Raw genomic sequence first — 19,800 nt, forward strand, 5'->3', positions numbered from 1 at the left:
CCTTAATGACAATCATGACAATGACAATCCATGACAACGGTGTACAACATTATTAAAATAGAACAGACAATGACGTCGCTCGAGATTGCTGAGCTGACTGGTAAGCAACACAAAAACATTATGCAGGCTATCCGAAAAAATGGAGCCCGCGTGGGAAAAAGTACAAGGGCTGAAATTTCAGCTCTTGCAGAAAACCTACAATCTGCCGAATGGTGGAAAGAAGTTAATGCCCTACTACCAACTCACCAAAACCGAGACGCTCTATATCGCCACTAAGTTTAACGACGAGGCGCGAGCCAAGCAGTTCTCGATAGCACTAAAGGGTGCTGGTGTTACCCGCAACAGCGTTCAGCAGATGCTAAAGAACTGGCGTAGGCAGGAGCGCACAAGGCAGATGTTGGGCGGGCAGTACAAACGGTTCTGCATCCGCAATGTGTTGAAGGTGTGGTTCGGCCTGAAACCGCCATCGCTCTACCCGCGCAAGCATCGCGAGCTGCTTCGCGCCATCGTTGCCGTAAGCCTCGGCATCAGTCTGCGCAAGGTTGACCTCAAGGCCCTCGACGCCGCGTATAGCGTGGCATTCCCTAATAGTACACCGTTGAATATTAACAAGAAAAAGAGAAAGAAATAATGGAAACTCGCATCCCGAAGTATATAACATCCCCAGTCATGAGGCGATTGCAAATTTGAAGCGATTATGCGTGTGGCTGGAGGTTCTACGCAAGCGATACAACGAGAGGTACGGTCATGCTGAACCAGTGGTCATCAACTCAGGCTACCGCAGCCCTCAGCTCAACCGCAAGGTTGGTGGCGAACCCACCAGCAACCACCTTACCGGTTGCGCCGCCGACATCCGCGTATACGGAAAAGAGCAGCTACTGCGTTACGCCACTATCCTGCTAGACTACGCCGACGAAACCCATCAGGACTTCGACGAACTACTAATGGAAAAGAATCGCCATAACAAGCCATGGCTCCACTTTGCCGTCCGGCCCCAAGGAAATCGCCGCAAAACCGACTTCATGGTGGTGTAGAATCCCCCAACAACAAAGGCGCCACTCATCACGAGCGGCGCCTTTTCTTTTACTTTACCAACTACTAATAAACCTAAAACCAATTACTACAAAATCAAAACTAAATCTTTTACTCTAACTAAAAACAATATAACTAACGTATCCCAAAATTTTCTACGGCAAAGATACGATAGTTTCAATAGGAAGACGATAAAAAATGATTCAAAAAATAAAAAAAATCGTTCATTGTAACAATAATACATGCAATGAACGATTTTTTATTGTGACTGATAATATTACCAGATTCTGCTGAGCTGACGGACTTGAGCCTCGTAATCAGCACCAGACACTGTCAGAGTGTTATAAATGCTCTGGGGGAAGATGAGGTTGGTCATCGACATGGTGCCATTTTCTGTAAAGAGCTCTACCGACGACTGATCAACGTAGATGTCGAGCGTTACAGTAGTACCTGAAACATTCAGAGGGGCTCGCATTGAAGGAACTGAGAATGATCCGTTGAAATTAGTCTTACCTGTAGCAGAGGTGCGATGAACAGTAAGCATGCTGGATGAAGCATCAATATCGATGACGTATTTCTCATCGAACGAATTACCCAGCGTGATGGTAGAGTTCTTATCAAGATTGAGCTTGATTCTGAGCTGATAGGCATCTTTTACATCAAGACTTGAGCCTGCCGACAGCCAACTACCGGCTATCTTATCGATTTCGCTAACCACAGTGTTTGTCAACAAAGGAGTGCCGTTGTAGTTGATAAGTTTCAACTCGCGAGGCAAAGTCATTGCCGAACGCCAAGGCGAACAAGGCACAGCGTCAGCATAGCTCCAGTTGTTCATCCAACCAATCAGCACTTTTCTGTCGCCGGTATTGCTCCAGGTAACGCCAGCATAGTTGTCCATACCATAGTCGAGCCAGAGCGGATATTTGAGTGCATCGGCCTTGAATTCCTTGCCATCGAACTGACCAACAAAGTACATGGTGCCTGAGCCCAATACGGGGCCGCCTGGGTTAACACTTACTATCAGCACCCACTTATCGCCAAACTGCAGCAAATCGGGGCACTCCCACTGCAAGTCGGGACGACCAGGCAGGTCGACTACAAACGTGCTTAGCTTGGTCCAGGTCTTCATATCGGTAGAACCGAAGAACTCAATGCCCTTGCTCCAACCTTTGGCCAGCGACATAATCCATTGCTGGGAATCGGCATGCCAGAACACCTTGGGGTCGCGCTGACGGTCGTCATTATTCTTAATAACGGGGTTGGCGGCGTAGCGTGTAAATTTCTTACCGCCATCTGTAGAATAAGCCATGCTTTGCTGCTGTCCGGCATCGCCAGCCGAAGTATAGAATGCCACCATGGCGCCTGCACCGAAACCTGCGGTGTTGTTATGATCGATGACAGCCGAACCAGAGAAGATATCGCCTAATTCATCGCGTGTCAGGGCTACGGCCTGCTCTGTCCAATGAATCAGATCGGTGCTGGTGGCGTGGCCCCACGACATATTGCCCCAGCTGTTGCCTTGGGGATTATATTGGTAGAACAGATGATAAACGCCACCAACGTACACCATACCGTTGGGATCATTCATCCAGTTCTTAGCCGGCGTGAAGTGTATCTGCGGGCGATACAATTCGGTGTAGCTACCTGGTGTTGGCGTAGGTGGTGCAGGAGGATCAACAGGATCCACTGGCGTGGGGGGATTGGGAGCAGGCGGCTCCTTCTTGGGATCATCACTTGTACAACCAAGAATGGTAACCGCCATTGTAGCGGTTACCATCATTGCAGAAAAGAAATTCCAGAATTTCTTCATATAACTCAAAAAACCAATGCCATCTATTATCTTGTCTTCAGATATTCAAGAGAATTCTTGGCGAGAGTAAGGACATTGTCCTGATAGATATTGTTCTTTGGATGAGCGCTCTTGTCGGGAGTACCGTCGGCATTCTTCATAGAGAACTCGCAACCACCGTTACCGATGCAAAGCAATGTACCCTTGAACTCGGTATTACCCTGCTGAGCCTCCCAAACGTTCATCTGGCTAACCCACCATATCTGGCTGTCCCAGGTGCCGAGTGGATATACGCCGAAGGTCTGTGTGCACTGTGTGTAGCAGGCTTCCTCGGTATTACCAATACCTGTCCAGAGTGAAGGAAGATTGAAGAACAGACAGTTGTGGTCTTCAGTCCAACCTGGACCCTTGAAGGCGATAAGCTTGGTATCGGCATTTGTCTCAACCTCAAGACCCTTATAGATAGGATGTGATGAGTGATCCTTCTTGAACTTATGGTCAGGATACAGCTCTACAGCCATCTTCCATACATCGTTGTTGATGCCGCCAAAGCCTGTTCCGATAGCACGGTCGTTACTCTTCATCTCATCAAGACTGATACGGCCGAGATGTCCGGCATAAACAGTAGCATGGCTCCACAGCAGCAGGCTTCCACCTTCCTTATACCACTCCTTGATAAATGGTGTAGCAGCCTCTACAATCTCTGGCATAGCAAATACTTCACCTTCGCCAACACCTTCGAGATCGCGCAGCCAGAACAGTACACGGTATGGATCGATATCGTCGGTGCTATTTATATCGCCGAAGTAAACGTACTTAGCGGTTGGATAGGTCTCGTGCAGCCACAGCCAAGCCGAAGCCTCATCGTCGTCACCATTCTCTATCAACTCCTCAGGTGTAGCATAAACGCTCAGGAAACCGATAGCGGTCTTACCAATGCGGAGTGAAGACTTGGTTGACAGAGATGTACCCTTCTCGTTTTGGGCAACCAGTGTTACATCCCATGTGTCGCCTGTTTCTACATCGCTGATGGTATAGCTGGTTAAAGAACCGTTAAGCGTCTCATTGATGGTGCGCACGCCATTGGTTGCTGTCAGTAAGATAGATGTAGCATCTACAGCCTTGTCCCATTCTACGAGTGCATCGTAACCACCATCCTTATCAACCTGACTCATCTGTACGCCAGTAATGCTTGTGGCACCCTCGCGAAGATAGTTCTTGATGACACCTGTTGAGAAGTTTGTACCATCAGTAAGTTTGAACACATACTCAAAAGGTACATTGGTTGGTACATTCTTATGGGTATAGCTACTGCCGCTAACCATCTCGCTTGAAGAGAGTGTGCCATTACGATAGACCGACACCAACATCTGCGTTACCTGCGCATTGGATGATGACCATGTCCAAATATAATCGTCGCCAGAAAGCGAACCTGTTATCTGTGATGCATCGGGAGCGCTGAGCTTCATTGCCTCGCGGTCGATGTCCTTGTCCTGACATGCTGTCAGGACTAAGGCTACCATCGCCAATATAATGAATGATATTTTTTTCATAACTGTATTAATTATCTTCTTAACTACTTAACTTCTTAACTACTTAATTGTATCCCTTGTTCTGGGTGTAGAGACCAGGCACATAGTAGAGCTGGATATATGGCAGAGGGAAGTACTCATTCTTGCCTGCTGTGAAGTGGGCATCCTTGTAGTACTGTGCATATGTCTGCTTGCCATAGGTTACGTCCTTCTCGGTCTCAAAGAATGCATTCAGTGTCTGAGAAGCGATACCCCAGCGACGAAGGTCGAAGAAGCGGTTGCTCTCCATAGCCAACTCAAGGCGGCGCTCCCACTGCAGGCACTTACGTGCTGTTTCCTTATCCTGGAAGTAAGATGTAGGATAGAGAGCGATGTCACACTGGTCGGCAGCGTATGCAATGTGCTTTGCAACAGAATTCTTAGCGCGCTGACGGATATTGTTGATGATGGTACGTGCCTCTTCAAGAGAACCTGTCTCAATCAGAGCTTCGGCACGCATAAGCATCACGTCGGTATAGCGCAGTACATAGTCGTTCATAGCGAATGCCTGCCATGGGTTGTCGAAGGTCTCGCCCTTAGAACGCTGTGGCACTTCCTTCAGAGAGGCATAGTAGCCATAGGTGTTAGGTGTACGAGAGTTGTCGGTAGTCATGGTGTACTGAGCCTCGTATTTGTATGGGAATGTAGGCATACCTACTGTGTGGAATAAACGTGGATCCCACTTCTGTGCTGTTGGAACACCATTGATAGGATAAGCAATCTCCTTGTTAAAGTCGTCGAACATGGGCAGACCATCCTTTGTCTTAAAGGCATTTACCAGGTTCTGTGTAGGCTTGTGGAAGTCCCATCCGCACGACCAGATGCCCCAGCAACCATTCAGCATGTTACTCCAGTTTGCACGACCATACAGTGTATTATCGTCCTGATAGTCAGAGTGCTGTACGGCAAAGATGCTCTCCTTAGAGTTCTTATACTCAGGCAGGAAGATATCGCCAAAGTCCTCAAGATAGCCATACTGCGAGTTAGCCACGTCCTGTGTGTACTTCAGTACTTCCTGCATATACTGGCTGTTGATGTGGCTTACGCCGGTATTTGCCTCATATCCGTCGCCCCAAGCCATTGTGAGGTAGCACTTTGCCAGATAGGCAGCTGCAGCAATCTTATTGGCACGTCCGCCCTGAGCCTGGTGTGCTGGCAGTACATCGTAGGCAGCCTTAAAGTCGGCCACAATCTTCTTCATCAGTTCATCGTGAGTAAACTCATCATTACGAGTCTGCTCCTCGGTGTGGTTCTTATAAACCTCCTCATCAACCCAGGGCACCTGATTCCAAAGCTGAACCAGCTTGAAATAGAAGTGAGCACGGAGGAAACGAACCTCACCCTCGCGAATAGCCTTTGTCTGGGCATCCATACTCTCGCTGTTGGCCAAAGAAACCAAGGCACGGTTACAACGGCTTATTGAACAGTATAAGTGATACCACAGCTCATCCATGTGGTCGGGAGTAGAAGCTGTTAAAGTAGACCATACCTCTACTGGATGATAGTTTGTATCGGTGGTTCCTGAGCCGCCTTTCATAGCGTCGTCAGTCGATACATCGGCATAGGGCCAGAGATTAAACGGATAGGTGTACCAGTCATCACCAAGTTTTGCGTAAGCTGCTGTAACCATCTCCTCGGGCTGACTCATGGCCAGATCTTCGTTAATAACGCCCTTGGGTGTCACGTCTATGAAATCGTTGCACGAAGTGAGTGAACCGCAAACGATCAGACCTGCGCATATTGATTTATATATTGTTTTCATAACTCTATAATCTTAATTCTAAATTCTTAACTCTTAATTAAAACGTAGTCTGGATACCAAATGAAATGCTGGTGCTATTAGGATACATCCAACGTGGGTTCTCTGGATCCGAGCAAGTAAGTGAGCTACTCTTAATGGTGAGTAAGTTATGGCCAGAAACGTATACACGAGCACTGGTCATGTTCAACTTGCTGAGCAGACTCTTTGGGATGTTGTAACCAAGCTGTACCTGACGGAGCTTTCCATAAGAGCCATTCTCAACAAAGTAGGTAGAGGCACGGTTTTCGTTGCCAGTATTGTTGGTGGTCAAAGCAGGAATCTTGCTACCGGTGTTAGCAGTGGTCCATGCGCCAAGCATACGGTTACCCTTGTTAGAACCAGCATCGGTAATGCTATAGAAGTCGGTCTGGAACTTCTGGTCGTTGTAAACGTCCTGTCCAGCAACACCCTGCCAGAACATATTGAAATCGAAGTTCTTATAGCTCAGGTCAACATTAAGACCCCATGAGAAGTTGGGCACTGGATTGAAAATCCAAGTCTGATCCTGCTCGTTGATGATACCATTACCATCAAGGTCGGCATACTTCAGACCGCCTACGCGAGCGTTATCCTGGCCGCTTGCCAGAACTTCATCGCGATTCTGGAACAGTCCGTCAACCACATAACCTACGATAGAACCATAAGGATGACCAGACTCTACAAGATTCTCCTTTGCTGTGTGAACATACGAACCTGTAGTTGTTTCGGGCAGATAAGTAACCTTACTGCGATAGAAGTCCAGATTACCATTTACATTGTAAGTCAGGCCGTATTCTGTTGTATGACGATAGCCAAGGGCAAATTCCATACCCCAGTTCTTGAGACTTGGACCGTTAAGCCAGCTGGCACCACCTTCACCCATCGAACCCAGGTAAGCAGGGTTGATAAGCATATCCTTTACCTTTTTAATATAGGCGTCGACTGTACCATAGAGTGAGCTGCCGAAGAAACGGAAGTCAAGACCCAGGTTCCACTGCTCGGTTGTTTCCCACTTCAGATTGTTGTTCTGAGCCTGTGTGGCACGGAAACCAGAAGGGAAGATACCGCTACCAGCCAGATTCAGGTCGTAGGCTGTTGACTCGTTGCGGCCGCCACCGTATGTAGCTGCATAAAGACCATAGCGAGCATAGTTTGAGATAGCCTGGTTACCAGTCTGACCCCAAGAAGCACGAATCTTCAGATCGTCGATCCAGCTCTGCTTCAGGTGCTGAGAAATACGATAACCGAGTGTAGCAGCTGGGAATGTACCGTAGCGGTTGTTCTCACCAAAGCGGCTAGAACCGTCGTGACGGATAGTGAACGAAGCCAGCAGCAAATCCTTGAAGTTATAGTCGAGCTTACCGAAGAACGATACCAGGTTGTAGCCCTCCTGAATACCGGTTGCACGCTGTGTGCCAGTAGCAGCATCGGGATACATATAGTCGTAGTTCTCGATAGCAAACATCTGTGCGTATGCATTCGACCACTCGTTGATATCTCTGTGAAGCTCCATACCACCCAGTACGATAAATGAATGATCGGTACCAAGGGTGAAGTTATAGTTTGCGGTGTTTGACCATGTCCACTTAACCGATGTCTTGGCGCCCATATTAGCCGATGGAGTAGAGTTGTTTACAACATCAGAGTGCCAGGTATATGTTACACTGTGGATATTCTCCGACCAGAGGTCGAGACCGAAGTTTGAACGGAGAAGCAATCCCTTGATGGGCTCAATGTTAACAAATGCGTTACCAAATACGCGCCACATCTTCAGGCGATTGTCGCGGTTGTGATACAACTCACGCAGTGGGTTCTGACGGTCGCTCATACCACCTACAGGACCTGAGAATGTTACACCATCTTCCTCATATACAGGGAGTGTTGGCGACATCTTCAAGGCATTTTCCAGAGGCTGCAAGTCAACCTGATTAGAATATGTAATTGTAGCATTCTCACCGATAGTTACCAACTTGTTAATCTTGAAACTAGTGTTGATACGACCAGAGAAGCTCTCGAAATCGGTGTACTTCAGGATACCCTTGTTCTTCTTATAACCAAATGAGAACAGAGCCGACGACTTATCGGTTGCGTTCGAGATAGAAAGGTCGTAGTTCTGTGAGAAACCTGTGCGAGAAATGGCCTTCAACCAGTCGGTATCGCTAAAGCGCATGGTTCTCTTCGAGTTCATGTAGCCGTCGTACAGACCATTTACGGTAAAGTTCTCCATCTGTTCTGTTGCGGGGTTATAGGCAGAGATTGGTGTGCCGCTGCCTGCATGCAGAGTCAAACCGTAGTTGTTGGCATAAGCTTCAGGATCAAGTCCGTCGTTCATAGCAGCCTGAGCCATAGCTGTAGCATACTCAGCTGTATTCGACAGATCCATCATGCTCTGCTTGTTGTAGAACTGTGCAGTAAGATTTGCAGAGAAATCAATCTTTACCTTGTCGCCCTTCTTACCGCTACGGGTGGTGATGATAATCACACCATTGGCAGCACGGCTACCATAGATAGAAGCCGAAGCAGCGTCCTTCAAAACCTGCATCGACTCAATGTCGTTCATGTTCAGTGTGTTCAGATTGGTTGTGGTGGGCACACCGTCGATAACGAACAATGGATCCTGTGAAGAGTTGAACGATCCAATACCACGAATGCGAACGGTACCAGCACCTACAGGCGAACCGTTACTGGTAATAGTCATGCCTGGCACTTTTCCCTGCAGAGCACGCATGGGGTCGGTATCAGCCGATGTCTTCAGGTCTTTCGTCTCTACTACAGAAACCGAACCTGTCAGGTCGGCCTTACGCTGAGCCTGATATCCAGTTACTACGATTTCTGCCAGCTCCTTAGCATTGTCTTTCAAGGTTACTTGCATGCCATTTTTAGCAGGCAACTCCTGGGTTTTAAATCCAATGTACGAGAAGACAAGCGTTTTACCAGCTTCTACCTTTAGTTTAAAGTTACCATCAAAATCGGTAATCGTACCGTTCGATGTTCCTTTCTCCATTACTGTGGCTCCAATTACGGACTCGCCAGAGGCGTCGACCACGGAACCACTGATCTCCGTTTGCGCGTACATTACAGTACTAGCAAGGAGAGCAAAGAAACTCAGAATCAGTTTTCTTAGTTTTTCCATTGTTGAATGTTTAAATTGGTTAGTACTCATTGTGAATTTGATTGCTGCAAAAGTACTAACAAAAGCGGCTTGAACCTTTAAAAAAACGTTCAAACCGCCATAAAAAATGTTGCATGTATCAATATTGCGATGCTTTTTATAATATTTGTTATCGTTGCGTTTTCAAATGTATTATAGGCTATTCTCTTAATTCCATCGGCAATTTGCCGAACTGCTTCTTGAAACAATTCGAGAAGTAGCTCGACGAACTGAAACCTACCTCGTATGCTATTTCAGCTACTGTCTTGGTTGTGGTGTTCAGTAGTATCTTGCTTTTCTGTAGTCGCATCTGTCGTAGCAGTTCTACTGGTGAGAGGTCTGTCAGTGTCTTCACCTTGCGGTACAGCTGCACACGACTGATGCCCAACTGCTCGCCCAGCTCGTCCATCTTTAGGTTGGGATTGGACATGCTCTGGTTGATGGCTTCCTTCAGTTGGTCCATAAACAGTTTGTCCTGTGTTGTCAGCTTTACATCTGCTGGTGCATTCTCTTGTTTGTCGTCAAACAGGTTGCGCAGTTTTCTTCTCGATGACAGCAGATTGTAGATGCGGCTCACCAGCAACTCGGCGCTGAAGGGCTTGGTGAGGTAGGCATCAGCACCACTCTCATAGCCTTCCATCTGCTGGTGCTCTTCGCTGCGGGCCGTCAGCAGGATTACTGGTATGTGGCTGGTGATTAAATCTTCTTTCAGCTGTTTACAGAGTTGCAAACCGTCCATCACTGGCATCATCACGTCGCTTACTATTAGGTCGGGCACGCTCTCACGGGCCAGTTTGAGTCCGCTCTGTCCGTCGCTGGCCTCCAACACGTAGAATCTGTCGGCTAGCAGCGTGCGCAGATAGCGGCGCATGTCATCGTTGTCCTCCACAATCAGTATATTGGGCAGTTCTTCGGCATCTGTCTGATTCAGCATGTTGAGATGCGATTCGTGGACAATGTCTTTCGATGCCGCCAGGCTCTTTTCGTCGGGCACACTATCATCGCTGACGGTGTTTTGAACTTCACGTCGGAAGTTTAGTACATCCGACACCAGCGACTCCAGTTGCGAAACATTGCGGTCAACTATCTCCAGCAGTTCTTTATCGCTGTCTTTGAGCGTGTTTCGCTTCAACAACTGCTTCAGTGGCCCTGTGATGAGCGTCAATGGTGTCTTCAGCTGGTGGCTGGCATTGGTATAGAATTGTGTCTGTTCCTTGTTGAGCGCTTTCTGTTTGCGATGTGCCTTACGTATCTGCTTTACTGCAAGCCATGTAATCGCGATGGCCACCACCAGCAGCACGATGGCAAACACGCTGGCCCAGATAATCTTGCTCTGCACATGGTAGAGCCCGAAGTAGTTGTCTAGTTTCTCTTGTATCACCACCAGGTCTTCGTTCTGGTGCATCAACTCTGTGGCATAGCGGGATATCATGTCCACATTTTGGGGCGTGATTATCAGACTGTTCAGGTAGTTGATGCGTTCGTAAGGTTTCCTGTTCAGGATGTCGAGAGCTAGCCGCACGATTTCTTCACCGTGGGTGGGGTAGACGCAGGTGCCGGCCAGCCAGCCTTTCTGCACATATTTTATGCCTTCGATGGGCAGTCCGTCAACGCCTATCACCTTAATCTTGTTTTCAAGTCGTGCCTCAACGGTAGCGCGGTGGGCACCCAGAGCCATGAAATCGCTGTGGCAGAATACTACATCGGGTATACGGCCTGCTTCTATTTCTTTCTTCAGAATGTCATGAGTGTTGTTGTCGTCCCAGTTGCCTATGATGTAGTGATAGTTCGCGTCTTGGTGCTGCTTCATTACACGCTCAAAACCTTGGTGGCGCTCGCGTGCTGGCGATGTGTTTTGCAGGGCGGCAATCTCCAGTACGTTGTGTCCCTCCGATTCAGCCGCCAGCTGTACAGCATAGTTTGCTGCCATCTCGCCTATGGCCACATTGCTGCCGCCAATAAAGGCTGTGTAGTCGTTGCTCTCCACCATGCGATCGAAGAGCACTATGGGGATGCCCTTGTCCTTAGCACGCTTCAGGGCTGGGGCTATCTTATAGTCGTTGGGGGCTACTACCAGCAGGTCGATACCGCTGGCCACCAGACTATCTATCTGTCGTATCTGGTCGTCCGACTGGTCGTAGCAGTCTACGATTTCCACTTTCACGTCCTGGTCGAAGAGGTGCTGTGCAGCCAGCATCTCATTGTTCACCTTTGAGCGCCACAAGCCTATTGAACATTGCGATACACCTATTTTGTAGATATGGTCTGGCTTAGAGCATGCTGTCAGCAAGACCATGAGCATCAAAAAAGCCGTTATCTTTTTCATCTTCTACACATTTAATGCTGCAAATATAGCACTTTTTTTTGTGAAAGATGAAAAAGATAACAGCTTTTTTTAGGATACTATTGATTATTGCTGTGTAACCTTTACATCACTGACGGTGATTGACCCGCCGTAGTTGTTGATACTCCAGCAATTCTTTTGGATACCATAGATGCGCTGGGTATAGCATACTGTGTCGTTGATATACATGACAATCACGCTATTGTCGGTGTAGATATCAATATTGTAAGTGTTGTCGGCAGGACGCTCGAACCAGTAGCCGTCAGCAGCATCGATGAAACCTTTGCCTTCTTCGCCTTCCTGCTCGAAATTAACCTTGCGTCCGCGTCCATCTTCCCCCTCAGGGTTAACTACCATTGTATAGTACTTCTTTGAATCAGTGCCGCGTACAAATGATACACCGAACTTATCCAAGTTGTTCGAGGTCTTTACAGTAAATGAGATGTGATTGGCAGTGCCCAGACGGTTGTAGAGCACGTATGCTCCATCGCCGCTAAGCGTACCATTGTTATATCCATTAGACTCCATAACCTTCAAGTCAACGGTCTGATTATACTTGGTTGCCATTGCTGGTACAGCACCAAGCGTAAGAGTGCCATCGCTGTGCTGGATAATCTTGTGACATACCAGTGCTCCACTCCAGTTAGGTTCATTGCCGTCGCCAGCACCTACGTTGGTATTCTTCTCGTGAATATCGCTACCAGAACGGAATGGGCACCATCCCCAGATGTAACGGTCTGTGCCGTTAGAAGCAGTCTTGGCGGCATAGAGCGAACGGCTGTCGAGCACACCCTCGTGTCCGTCAGGAGCCCACTTTGGTCCGTCGTTCAGACAGCTCTTCAGGTCCTCGTAGGTAGAGGCTACCATATACTTCACCTTACGGCTCCAGTTGGCGCGATAGCTCTCGCTGAACACGATGTACCAGTAGTTGCCCATCTTGAAGATGTCGGGACACTCCAGCATACGGTCCCAGATCATACGGATACGTCCTACATGCTCCCAGTTCTTCAGGTCGCTCGACTTGAACTCTGCAAAACAGGGGTCGCCACCACCATTGGGATAGGTAGAGATAACCATGTGGTAGAGGTTGTCGTCGGCTACGAATATCTGTGGATCGCGGAAGTCATTACCTGAGTAGCCAAAGTCAGGACCATTCAGAGTCCAAAGCTCGTCCTTAGCCCAGGTCTTGAAGTCGGTAGATGTAGCTCGCATCACCACTTCGCGATTCTTGCAGTTTCCGTTGTGACCTGTGTAGTAGATATAATATGTACCATCCTTCTCGTATGCGCAACCTGTACCCAGTGCCGCATCCTGCTGATAGTCGTTAGCACCATATGCCAGTAACTCGCCCAGCGACTCGTAGTTGGCACCATCCTTGGTAGAAACTGCCCAAATGGGGTGGAAGCGATAAGTCATGTTGTTGATGAACTCCTGCAGATAGAGCACCTTGAAGTCGCCGCTCTTCTGATCGTAGAAAGGCATTGGGTCGCCTACACGGCCAACAGCTGGTGTATAGAATGTGCCAAAGCCGGCAGCATCAGTCGAAGCGAAGAATGTGGCAGTGCCGTTCCAGTCCTTTGCGGGATCGCCGCTGAACTTCTCGTCGCTGCACGCCGTCAGCACAGAGGCTGACAGCATGAGTGCGAATACTGAATATATCATTGTCTTCATAACTTACAGTTTTTTTTATTTGGTTAGATAATTGAATGCGTTGAGCAGGATAGTGCCCATGTTGTCGTGATAGTTCGACTCGTAAGGAGTTGGAGAATTCCAATCGTATAGACCTGAGCCCAGACAGATGATACCACCCTTACCAAACTCGCCGTTAGCAGCCTTCAACTCCCATGCGTTCACGCTGTTGTCGCCAGTCAGAGCGCGACCACCAGTCTTAGCTTCCATAGCATCCTTACCACCCTGATAAGTATCCCAGAATCCATACTGTGATGTGGTGTTACAGATGGTGTAATCCTTATCGAGTGTGTAGATAGCATTGTCTGGAGCATCTGGATAGGTTTTCAGATTGTTCCACAGTGGATGAGTGGGGTCGTAAGCAAATGTATGCCAAGGGTCGTCGCCCATCAGGTCGGAGCCTTCGCCGCCTCCGCCGCCCCAAACATTGTTTGGATAAGCGTCCTCAGGCATAGCACCCAGAGCAATAGCGTAGTTCACCGCGCTACGACCCAGTACGAATGCACCACCCTTCTGCCAGTATTCCTTCATCTTGGCCAGTGCTGTCATTGCTCCCTGTTCAGCCTCAGCAAATCCATTGTAATTGCCGTATGATGAGCAATGACGGTGGAAGAATATCAGCTTACACTTCTCAAGTGAGATATTTCCGCCAGCTACATCGCTCCATGATGCGTAGGCTGCACTTGCAATGTTACCAGTGAGCCACTTGGCAGCAGCCTTCTCCTCATCGTTCAGCAGTTCGATGTTTTCAGCATCGCCAACAAACAGTGCGATAGGATCCTCAATCAGTGTTACATATACCGTATATACTGTAGTAGCAGTATTGTCGTTAAGTGTAATCTGGAACGGCTCAGTGAAGTTGCCCTTAGTGCCGCTAGCTGGACTACATGTGGCATCCTCGCTGCATTCAACTTCGAAAGTAGCATTGCTAAGGTCGATACCGCTGTTGGCCATCACGCTTACGGTGATAGTCTTGTCCTGCTGGTTGATGGCACCTTTCACACCCTCAAGTATGAAGAGCGACATCAAGGCCTCGTCGTTACGTACGCTTACCTGATAGTCCATTACCAAGTCGCCATTGCTGATGTGAAGATTGCGATCGGCATCAAAGTTGATGTGGTCACCCACCTTCATATTGGTCTGTGCGCCAGCAGATACTGTCAGACTTGTTATCTCCATATCACCCTTCTGGGCGAAATCTACGGGCACTTTTACTTTTACCAGTCGCTTCTCTGTGTTGATGGTACCTTCGTATTGTCCGTTCAGGACAAACTTCTCAACCAAGCATGAACCGCTTACGTCGATGCTGCCCGTATGATCATCGTTACAAGCGGTGAGCCCGCATACGATGCATATTGCGCAGATAATGCTATATATCGTTTTCATAACTCTTAACTCTAAATTCTTAATTTTTAAATCTTAACTCGATTCTTACCACTGTCCACAGTTCTGAGTGTAGTGTCCGTTAGATGCTGCCATCTGCTCGAATGGTACAGGCAGGTACTCATTCTTGTTGGCTGTAAACTGCGATCCATTCAGGAAGTTCATCTTCTCACTCTCTGTAGAGTAGTACTTGTTGAGTACTGTAGCTGCATCGCCCCAACGTACCAGATCGAAGAAACGCTCGCTCTCCATAGCTAGCTCCAGTCGGCGCTCCATCTTTATTATCTTCATGGCCTCGTCCTTGCTGTAGTTACCGTTGTACTTACCTACTGCATAGTGTACGCCATATTTATTAGGATAGTTAGAAACGATGCTGTTTGTTGCCATACCTGCTGCACGATCGCGAACCTGATTAACCAGTGCGATGGCCTCTGAGGTTTGTCCTAGTTGAGCCTGAGCCTCAGCACGCATCAACAGAACGTCAGCATAGCGTAGAACGATGCGGTTCATCGAACTTGCCCACTGTGAATCGCACAGATACAGATAGCTGTCTGTCAGCGCAGGATCAACATTCTGCTTCAGCGATACAAAGTATCCGAATGTACCACCACTGCGGCTCCAAGCGTTGCTCTCGGCAATCATAAAGCTTGGGTTAAACATATATGGAGTACCAGGTACGCCTACTGTTACAAACAGTCTCGGATCTACAGTTTGGGGTGAACCAACGGTATATTCCTCGTCGGCATAAGTGTCAAGCATTGGCAGACCGTCGCTGTTGGTGCGATAGGCGCTCACCAGATTGTGAGAAGGCTTGTAGAAGTCGCAACCAGAGTCGTGAACCTTAGGAATACATGGCACAATCAGGCGGTAAGAGAAGTTCAGGTTGCCATAAACGGTACCGTCGTTTCTAGAGTACTGTATGGCCCAAAGACTCTCCTTACCGTTCTCATACTGCTCTTCAGGACGGAAGTTGTTGTGCATATCTGGCTCCAGACCATAGCCGGCCTTGGTATAGATGGCTGGATTGGTGTAATCTACAACCTTCTGCAGATCTGCCTCGTTGATGGCTGTTACCTGATTGCTGCTGGCATCGTCCTGACGATATGCCTTATACAGATATACCTTAGCCAGGAATGCTGCACAAGCGGCCTTTGTTGGGCGTCCCTTCTCAGTCTGAGCTTCTGGCAGTACTGCGTAGGCATCCTCCAGATCGTTGATAATCTGCTGCCACCCCTCGTCGTTGGTATACTCTGTGTTCGAGAGATTATTGTAGTCCTCTTCCTGCATGTTTGGCTTGTTCACAAATGGAATCTTCTTAAATAGTCGCTTCAGCTGGAAGTGGCCGTATGCACGCAGGAACTTCATCTCGGCAGTACGCTGCTGTATGGTAGCATTCTCCTGATCGGCACTTGCCAGAATGTCTATCGACAGACTTACGCGGCTAAGGTAATTGTAGAATCGAGTCCAGATAGAGCTGAAAGGCCAGTCGGTAGTAAGAATACCAACACCTTTTTCCAGTCTGTGGAAAGGTTCTCCATCAGAGAAGTCCGAACCGCCAACATATGCGTCGTCGCTTCGTGTGTCGTAGTTCCAGAGTGAGAACGATGCGTTCATATCCTCAATCGAAACCAGTCCAGCGTATGCTGAAATCAGCACGTTGTCGATATACTCAGGGTTCTTTACCTCGTCCTGAGTCAGCGTTGCCTGTGGCACCTGTTCCTCCAGGAAATCAGAGCAGGCAGTAAGACCACAGATTACGCAGATTGCGCAGATTGTTCTATATATCGTTTTCATAATCGTTGCTATATTTTAGAATGAAACATTAAGTCCGAATGTAAGATTGAGGGGGATAGGATAGTTGAATCCTGGGTTCTCAGGATCGGCACCTGTAAACTTATTGCTCTTGATGGTGAGCAGGTTCTGGGCCGATGCGTAGAGGCGTATACGATCCATACATAACTTCTCAGTAACCTTTTTGGGCAGATTGTAACCCAACTGTATGGTGCGCAGCTTCACGTAACTACCATTCTCTATATAGTAAGATGAAACACGTCCCTCATTGTTTGTATCCGATGTGGTGAGTGCAGGGATGTTGCTGCTAGGATTAGCTGGGCTCCAGGCATCGAGTGCTCGCTTACCCTTGTTCAGATAAGGTACGTTGATGGCTGAATTTGCCCAGAAGTCGGTCTGCGACTTATATCCGCGACAGTCTACATCAACACCCTGTACGCCTTGCCAGAACATAGTCAAATCCCAGTCCTTATACTGCAGATAGATGTTCAATCCCCAAGTGAAGTCGGGTGTTGGATCGTAAATCCAGTCCTGATCGGCCTCGGTAATAACACCGTCGCCATTCAGGTCTTTATAGCGTATGCGGCCCAGGCCAGCACCTTCCTGTGTGGCATGATTATCAATCTCCTCCTGACTCTTGAAGATTCCGTCGTAGATGTAGCCTACCTGCGAGAACATTGGATGACCTACAACACTCTTCACGCCGTTACCACCATACTTACCGTTGGCAGCTACTGTCTCAGGCAGTTTTGTAATCTCATTCACATACTTACTGATGTTTCCGTTGATATCCCACGAGAAACCGTTCTCCAACTGATGACGATAACCAATACTCAGTTCCCAACCGTTGTTCTTTACCTCGCCGGCATTGATCCACTGACCAGAGCCTTCACCCATAGCAGCGATACCTTCCATGAAGAGCAGAATGTCTGTGGTCTTCTTATTGAACCAATCAAAACTACCGTAGATTTCGTTTCTCAGCATTGCGAAATCAACACCGATGTTATGTTGTGTGGTGGTTTCCCACTTGATATCGTCGTTGCCGCGCTGATTACGCACGTAACCGTTAGCCAGATCGTAGCCGCCGTTCTTACCGCTGATGTCGTATGATGAACCTGCTTGTCCACTGCCCCATAGTCCAGTAGATACTACCGACTTGTAGAGGGTGTATCGTGAAGTGTTTGAGATTTCTTGGTTACCAGTCTGTCCCCAAGAGTAGCGCAGCTTCAAATTGTCGAGCCAGCTCTTTGTCTTAGCCATAAACTTCTCTTCTGAGAGACGCCAACCTGCTGATACTGATGGGAATGTACCGTACTGGTTGTTTGTACCAAATCGGCTCGAACCATCTCGACGGATAGTAAAGCTAGCCAGATACTTGTCATCATAGGTGTAGTTAACCTTTCCGAAGAAAGACACAAGACTGAAACCTTCGCCCGATCCTTCTGCCAGCTGCTTGCCTGCACCAGCACTTGGCCACATATAGTCTGTGTTCAGAATAGCCAACTCATAACGCTTGGCACTGTTCCACTTATAGTCCTGACGATTCACCTCAGTACCAATCATGGCGTCGCCGCGATGCTTGCCGATTTCAAGATTGTAGGTAGCTATGGCGTTCCACATCCAGCGCATCCAGTGCTCCTGCTTGCTCTCTACGGCACTATCGGTACGCTTTACCTTACCATTTTCGATAGGGTAGGTAAAGAATCGCTGCTCTTTCTGTGTGTAGTCCATACCAAGAGTGGTGCGAATCATGAAGTTCTTGAATGGAGTGATGCTCAGATGTACATCGCCGAATGAGCGCCACTGTGTATATTCATTGTCCTTTGCATTGTCGATCATGCTCAGTGGATTCTCGCGCTCAGAGTAAGCACCCAGTGCCTGAGCGTACTTGCCGTTTTCGGCATATATTGGGAAGTTGGGGTTAAACTCCAGTGCGTGCTCCAGTACGCCGCCAGGAGCGTCAACACCCTTTGTACGGTTCACTGTGAAGTTCTCGCCAATTACAACTTTACCATCGAATAACTTATAGTCTGCATTAGCACGAGCCGACAGGCGATTGAAGTTACTCTTCTTAATGGTTCCCTGGTTGTCGTAGTAACCTATTGAGAAGAATGAGCTGCCCTTTTCAGAGCCATTGCTTACTGAGAGGTTGTACTGCTGAACTACGCCTGTGCGGGTAATCTCTTTAAACCAGTCTGTATCACCTGCACGTACACTGGCGTTCTCGTCCAGATACATGTTCATAGTCATATTATTCAGTACGGGATTGCCTTTAGCGTCGTAGCTCCAGTCGTAGTTATATCCTAGGTTATTGTTGCTTGGGTTCACACCATCGTTCACGCAAGCCTGCCAATAGGCGCGTCCCCACTCGCTGGCATTCATTGTCTCAATCTTATTGGTATAGAATGATGTGGCAACGCTACCATCGAAGTTCACCTTCACCTTACCATCCTTACCCTTCTTGGTGGTGATAATGATTACACCATTGGCTGCACGCGAACCATAGATGCTGGCTGAGGCAGCATCCTTCAACACCTGGATGCTCTCGATGTCGTTTCCGTTCAGCTCATGCATACCAGCCTTGGTAGGCACTCCGTCAATTATGTAAAGCGGATCGTTGTCGTTCAGGGTTCCCACACCACGGATACGAACCGTAGCAGCACCTGATGGATTACCATCGGCTGTGATATTCATGCCTGGCACACGGCCCTGCAGGGCCTTCATCGGGTTGTTTTCGTTTTGCTTGGCAATCTCGTCCACACTTACAGTTGAGATGGCACCTGTCAGATCAGCCTTGCGCTGGGTAGTATAACCTGTTACCACCACTTCCTGCAGCATCTCGGCATCTTCCTTCAGTGTTACCTTCATACCCTGCTGTGCAGGCACCTCCTGTGTCTGATAACCGATGTACGAGATGACAAGAATAACACCCTCGTTAACCTTAATAGTGAAGTTTCCATCAAAATCGGTAATCGTACCGTTCGATGTTCCTTTCTCCATTACTGTGGCTCCAATTACGGACTCGCCAGAGGCGTCGACCACGGAACCTCTGATCTCCGTTTGCGCGTACATTACAGTACTAGCAAGGAGAGCAAAGAAACTCAGAATCAGTTTTCTTAGTTTTTCCATTGTTGAATGTTTAAATTGGTTAGTACTCATTGTGAATTTGATTTTCTGCAAAAGTACTCCAATTATAAACAAGAGAGGTTAAATATTCGTTCGTCTCATGCAAATTTTGTTTCAATGTAACAAATTTGCGCATAAATGAAC

11 protein-coding genes and 1 pseudogene are annotated in these 19,800 nt (G+C 48.0%); 3 read left to right on the forward strand and 9 right to left on the reverse strand.

What is annotated here, in order from left to right:
• Positions 1-69: 69 nt before the first annotated feature.
• The 3 genes and pseudogenes from BUB86_RS18045 to BUB86_RS13730 all read left to right on the forward strand — a co-directional run.
• Positions 70-123: pseudogene (locus tag BUB86_RS18045) on the forward strand (hypothetical protein); the annotation flags it as partial.
• A gap of 16 nt (positions 124-139) precedes the next feature.
• Complete coding sequence (locus BUB86_RS17870) at positions 140-631, forward strand: hypothetical protein (RefSeq protein WP_254795180.1); 492 nt, start codon at positions 140-142, stop codon at positions 629-631.
• Between the two features lie 55 nt (positions 632-686).
• Positions 687-1,034, forward strand: coding sequence for a D-Ala-D-Ala carboxypeptidase family metallohydrolase (locus BUB86_RS13730; RefSeq protein WP_254795176.1), 348 nt, complete (start codon positions 687-689; stop codon positions 1,032-1,034).
• A gap of 275 nt (positions 1,035-1,309) precedes the next feature.
• Here BUB86_RS13730 and BUB86_RS13735 read toward each other — a convergent pair whose 3' ends face one another.
• The 9 genes from BUB86_RS13735 to BUB86_RS13775 all read right to left on the reverse strand — a co-directional run bounded on the left by BUB86_RS13735 (position 1,310) and on the right by BUB86_RS13775 (position 19,659).
• On the reverse strand, positions 1,310-2,842 hold the full coding sequence (locus BUB86_RS13735) for a glycoside hydrolase family 32 protein (RefSeq protein ID WP_073210505.1): 1,533 nt from the start codon (positions 2,840-2,842) through the stop codon (positions 1,310-1,312).
• A gap of 26 nt (positions 2,843-2,868) precedes the next feature.
• The gene (locus BUB86_RS13740) at positions 2,869-4,374 is read right to left on the reverse strand and encodes a DUF4960 domain-containing protein (RefSeq protein ID WP_073210507.1); all 1,506 of its coding nucleotides are present in this window, start codon (positions 4,372-4,374) and stop codon (positions 2,869-2,871) included.
• A gap of 43 nt (positions 4,375-4,417) precedes the next feature.
• A complete protein-coding gene (locus BUB86_RS13745) occupies positions 4,418-6,154 on the reverse strand; it encodes a RagB/SusD family nutrient uptake outer membrane protein (protein ID WP_073210509.1) in 1,737 nt (578 codons plus the stop codon).
• Between the two features lie 37 nt (positions 6,155-6,191).
• Positions 6,192-9,305, reverse strand: a complete 3,114-nt coding sequence (locus BUB86_RS13750; RefSeq protein WP_073210627.1) for a SusC/RagA family TonB-linked outer membrane protein — start codon at positions 9,303-9,305, stop codon at positions 6,192-6,194.
• 178 nt (positions 9,306-9,483) lie between these two features.
• A complete protein-coding gene (locus BUB86_RS13755; RefSeq protein WP_073210511.1) occupies positions 9,484-11,649 on the reverse strand; it encodes a substrate-binding domain-containing protein in 2,166 nt (721 codons plus the stop codon).
• 84 nt (positions 11,650-11,733) lie between these two features.
• On the reverse strand, positions 11,734-13,338 hold the full coding sequence (locus BUB86_RS13760) for a glycoside hydrolase family 32 protein (protein ID WP_073210513.1): 1,605 nt from the start codon (positions 13,336-13,338) through the stop codon (positions 11,734-11,736).
• Between the two features lie 15 nt (positions 13,339-13,353).
• The gene (locus BUB86_RS13765) at positions 13,354-14,742 is read right to left on the reverse strand and encodes a DUF4960 domain-containing protein (protein ID WP_073210515.1); all 1,389 of its coding nucleotides are present in this window, start codon (positions 14,740-14,742) and stop codon (positions 13,354-13,356) included.
• Positions 14,743-14,787: 45 nt separating this feature from the next.
• Positions 14,788-16,533, reverse strand: coding sequence for a RagB/SusD family nutrient uptake outer membrane protein (locus BUB86_RS13770; RefSeq protein WP_073210517.1), 1,746 nt, complete (start codon positions 16,531-16,533; stop codon positions 14,788-14,790).
• A 15-nt stretch (positions 16,534-16,548) separates the two neighbouring features.
• Positions 16,549-19,659 carry a SusC/RagA family TonB-linked outer membrane protein gene (locus tag BUB86_RS13775; protein WP_073210629.1) on the reverse strand — a complete coding sequence of 1,037 codons (3,111 nt, stop codon included), beginning with the start codon at positions 19,657-19,659 and terminating at the stop codon, positions 16,549-16,551.
• Between the last annotated feature and the right edge of the window lie 141 nt (positions 19,660-19,800).

Origin of the sequence: Xylanibacter ruminicola, assembly GCF_900142525.1 — a bacterium.
GTDB lineage: Bacteria > Bacteroidota > Bacteroidia > Bacteroidales > Bacteroidaceae > Prevotella > Prevotella ruminicola_A.

What these genes read in the sequence shown, in the direction of transcription:
- BUB86_RS13765 (WP_073210515.1), bottom strand. Translation starts at nt 14,742, where the DNA reads ATGAAAACGATATATAGCATTATCTGCGCAATATGCATCGTATGCGGG.
- BUB86_RS13740 (WP_073210507.1), bottom strand. Translation starts at nt 4,374, where the DNA reads ATGAAAAAAATATCATTCATTATATTGGCGATGGTAGCCTTAGTCCTG.
- BUB86_RS13750 (WP_073210627.1), bottom strand. Translation starts at nt 9,305, where the DNA reads ATGGAAAAACTAAGAAAACTGATTCTGAGTTTCTTTGCTCTCCTTGCT.
- BUB86_RS13755 (WP_073210511.1), bottom strand. Translation starts at nt 11,649, where the DNA reads ATGAAAAAGATAACGGCTTTTTTGATGCTCATGGTCTTGCTGACAGCA.
- BUB86_RS13775 (WP_073210629.1), bottom strand. Translation starts at nt 19,659, where the DNA reads ATGGAAAAACTAAGAAAACTGATTCTGAGTTTCTTTGCTCTCCTTGCT.
- BUB86_RS13735 (WP_073210505.1), bottom strand. Translation starts at nt 2,842, where the DNA reads ATGAAGAAATTCTGGAATTTCTTTTCTGCAATGATGGTAACCGCTACA.
- BUB86_RS13760 (WP_073210513.1), bottom strand. Translation starts at nt 13,338, where the DNA reads ATGAAGACAATGATATATTCAGTATTCGCACTCATGCTGTCAGCCTCT.
- BUB86_RS13770 (WP_073210517.1), bottom strand. Translation starts at nt 16,533, where the DNA reads ATGAAAACGATATATAGAACAATCTGCGCAATCTGCGTAATCTGTGGT.
- BUB86_RS17870 (WP_254795180.1), top strand. Translation starts at nt 140, where the DNA reads ATGGAGCCCGCGTGGGAAAAAGTACAAGGGCTGAAATTTCAGCTCTTG.
- BUB86_RS13745 (WP_073210509.1), bottom strand. Translation starts at nt 6,154, where the DNA reads ATGAAAACAATATATAAATCAATATGCGCAGGTCTGATCGTTTGCGGT.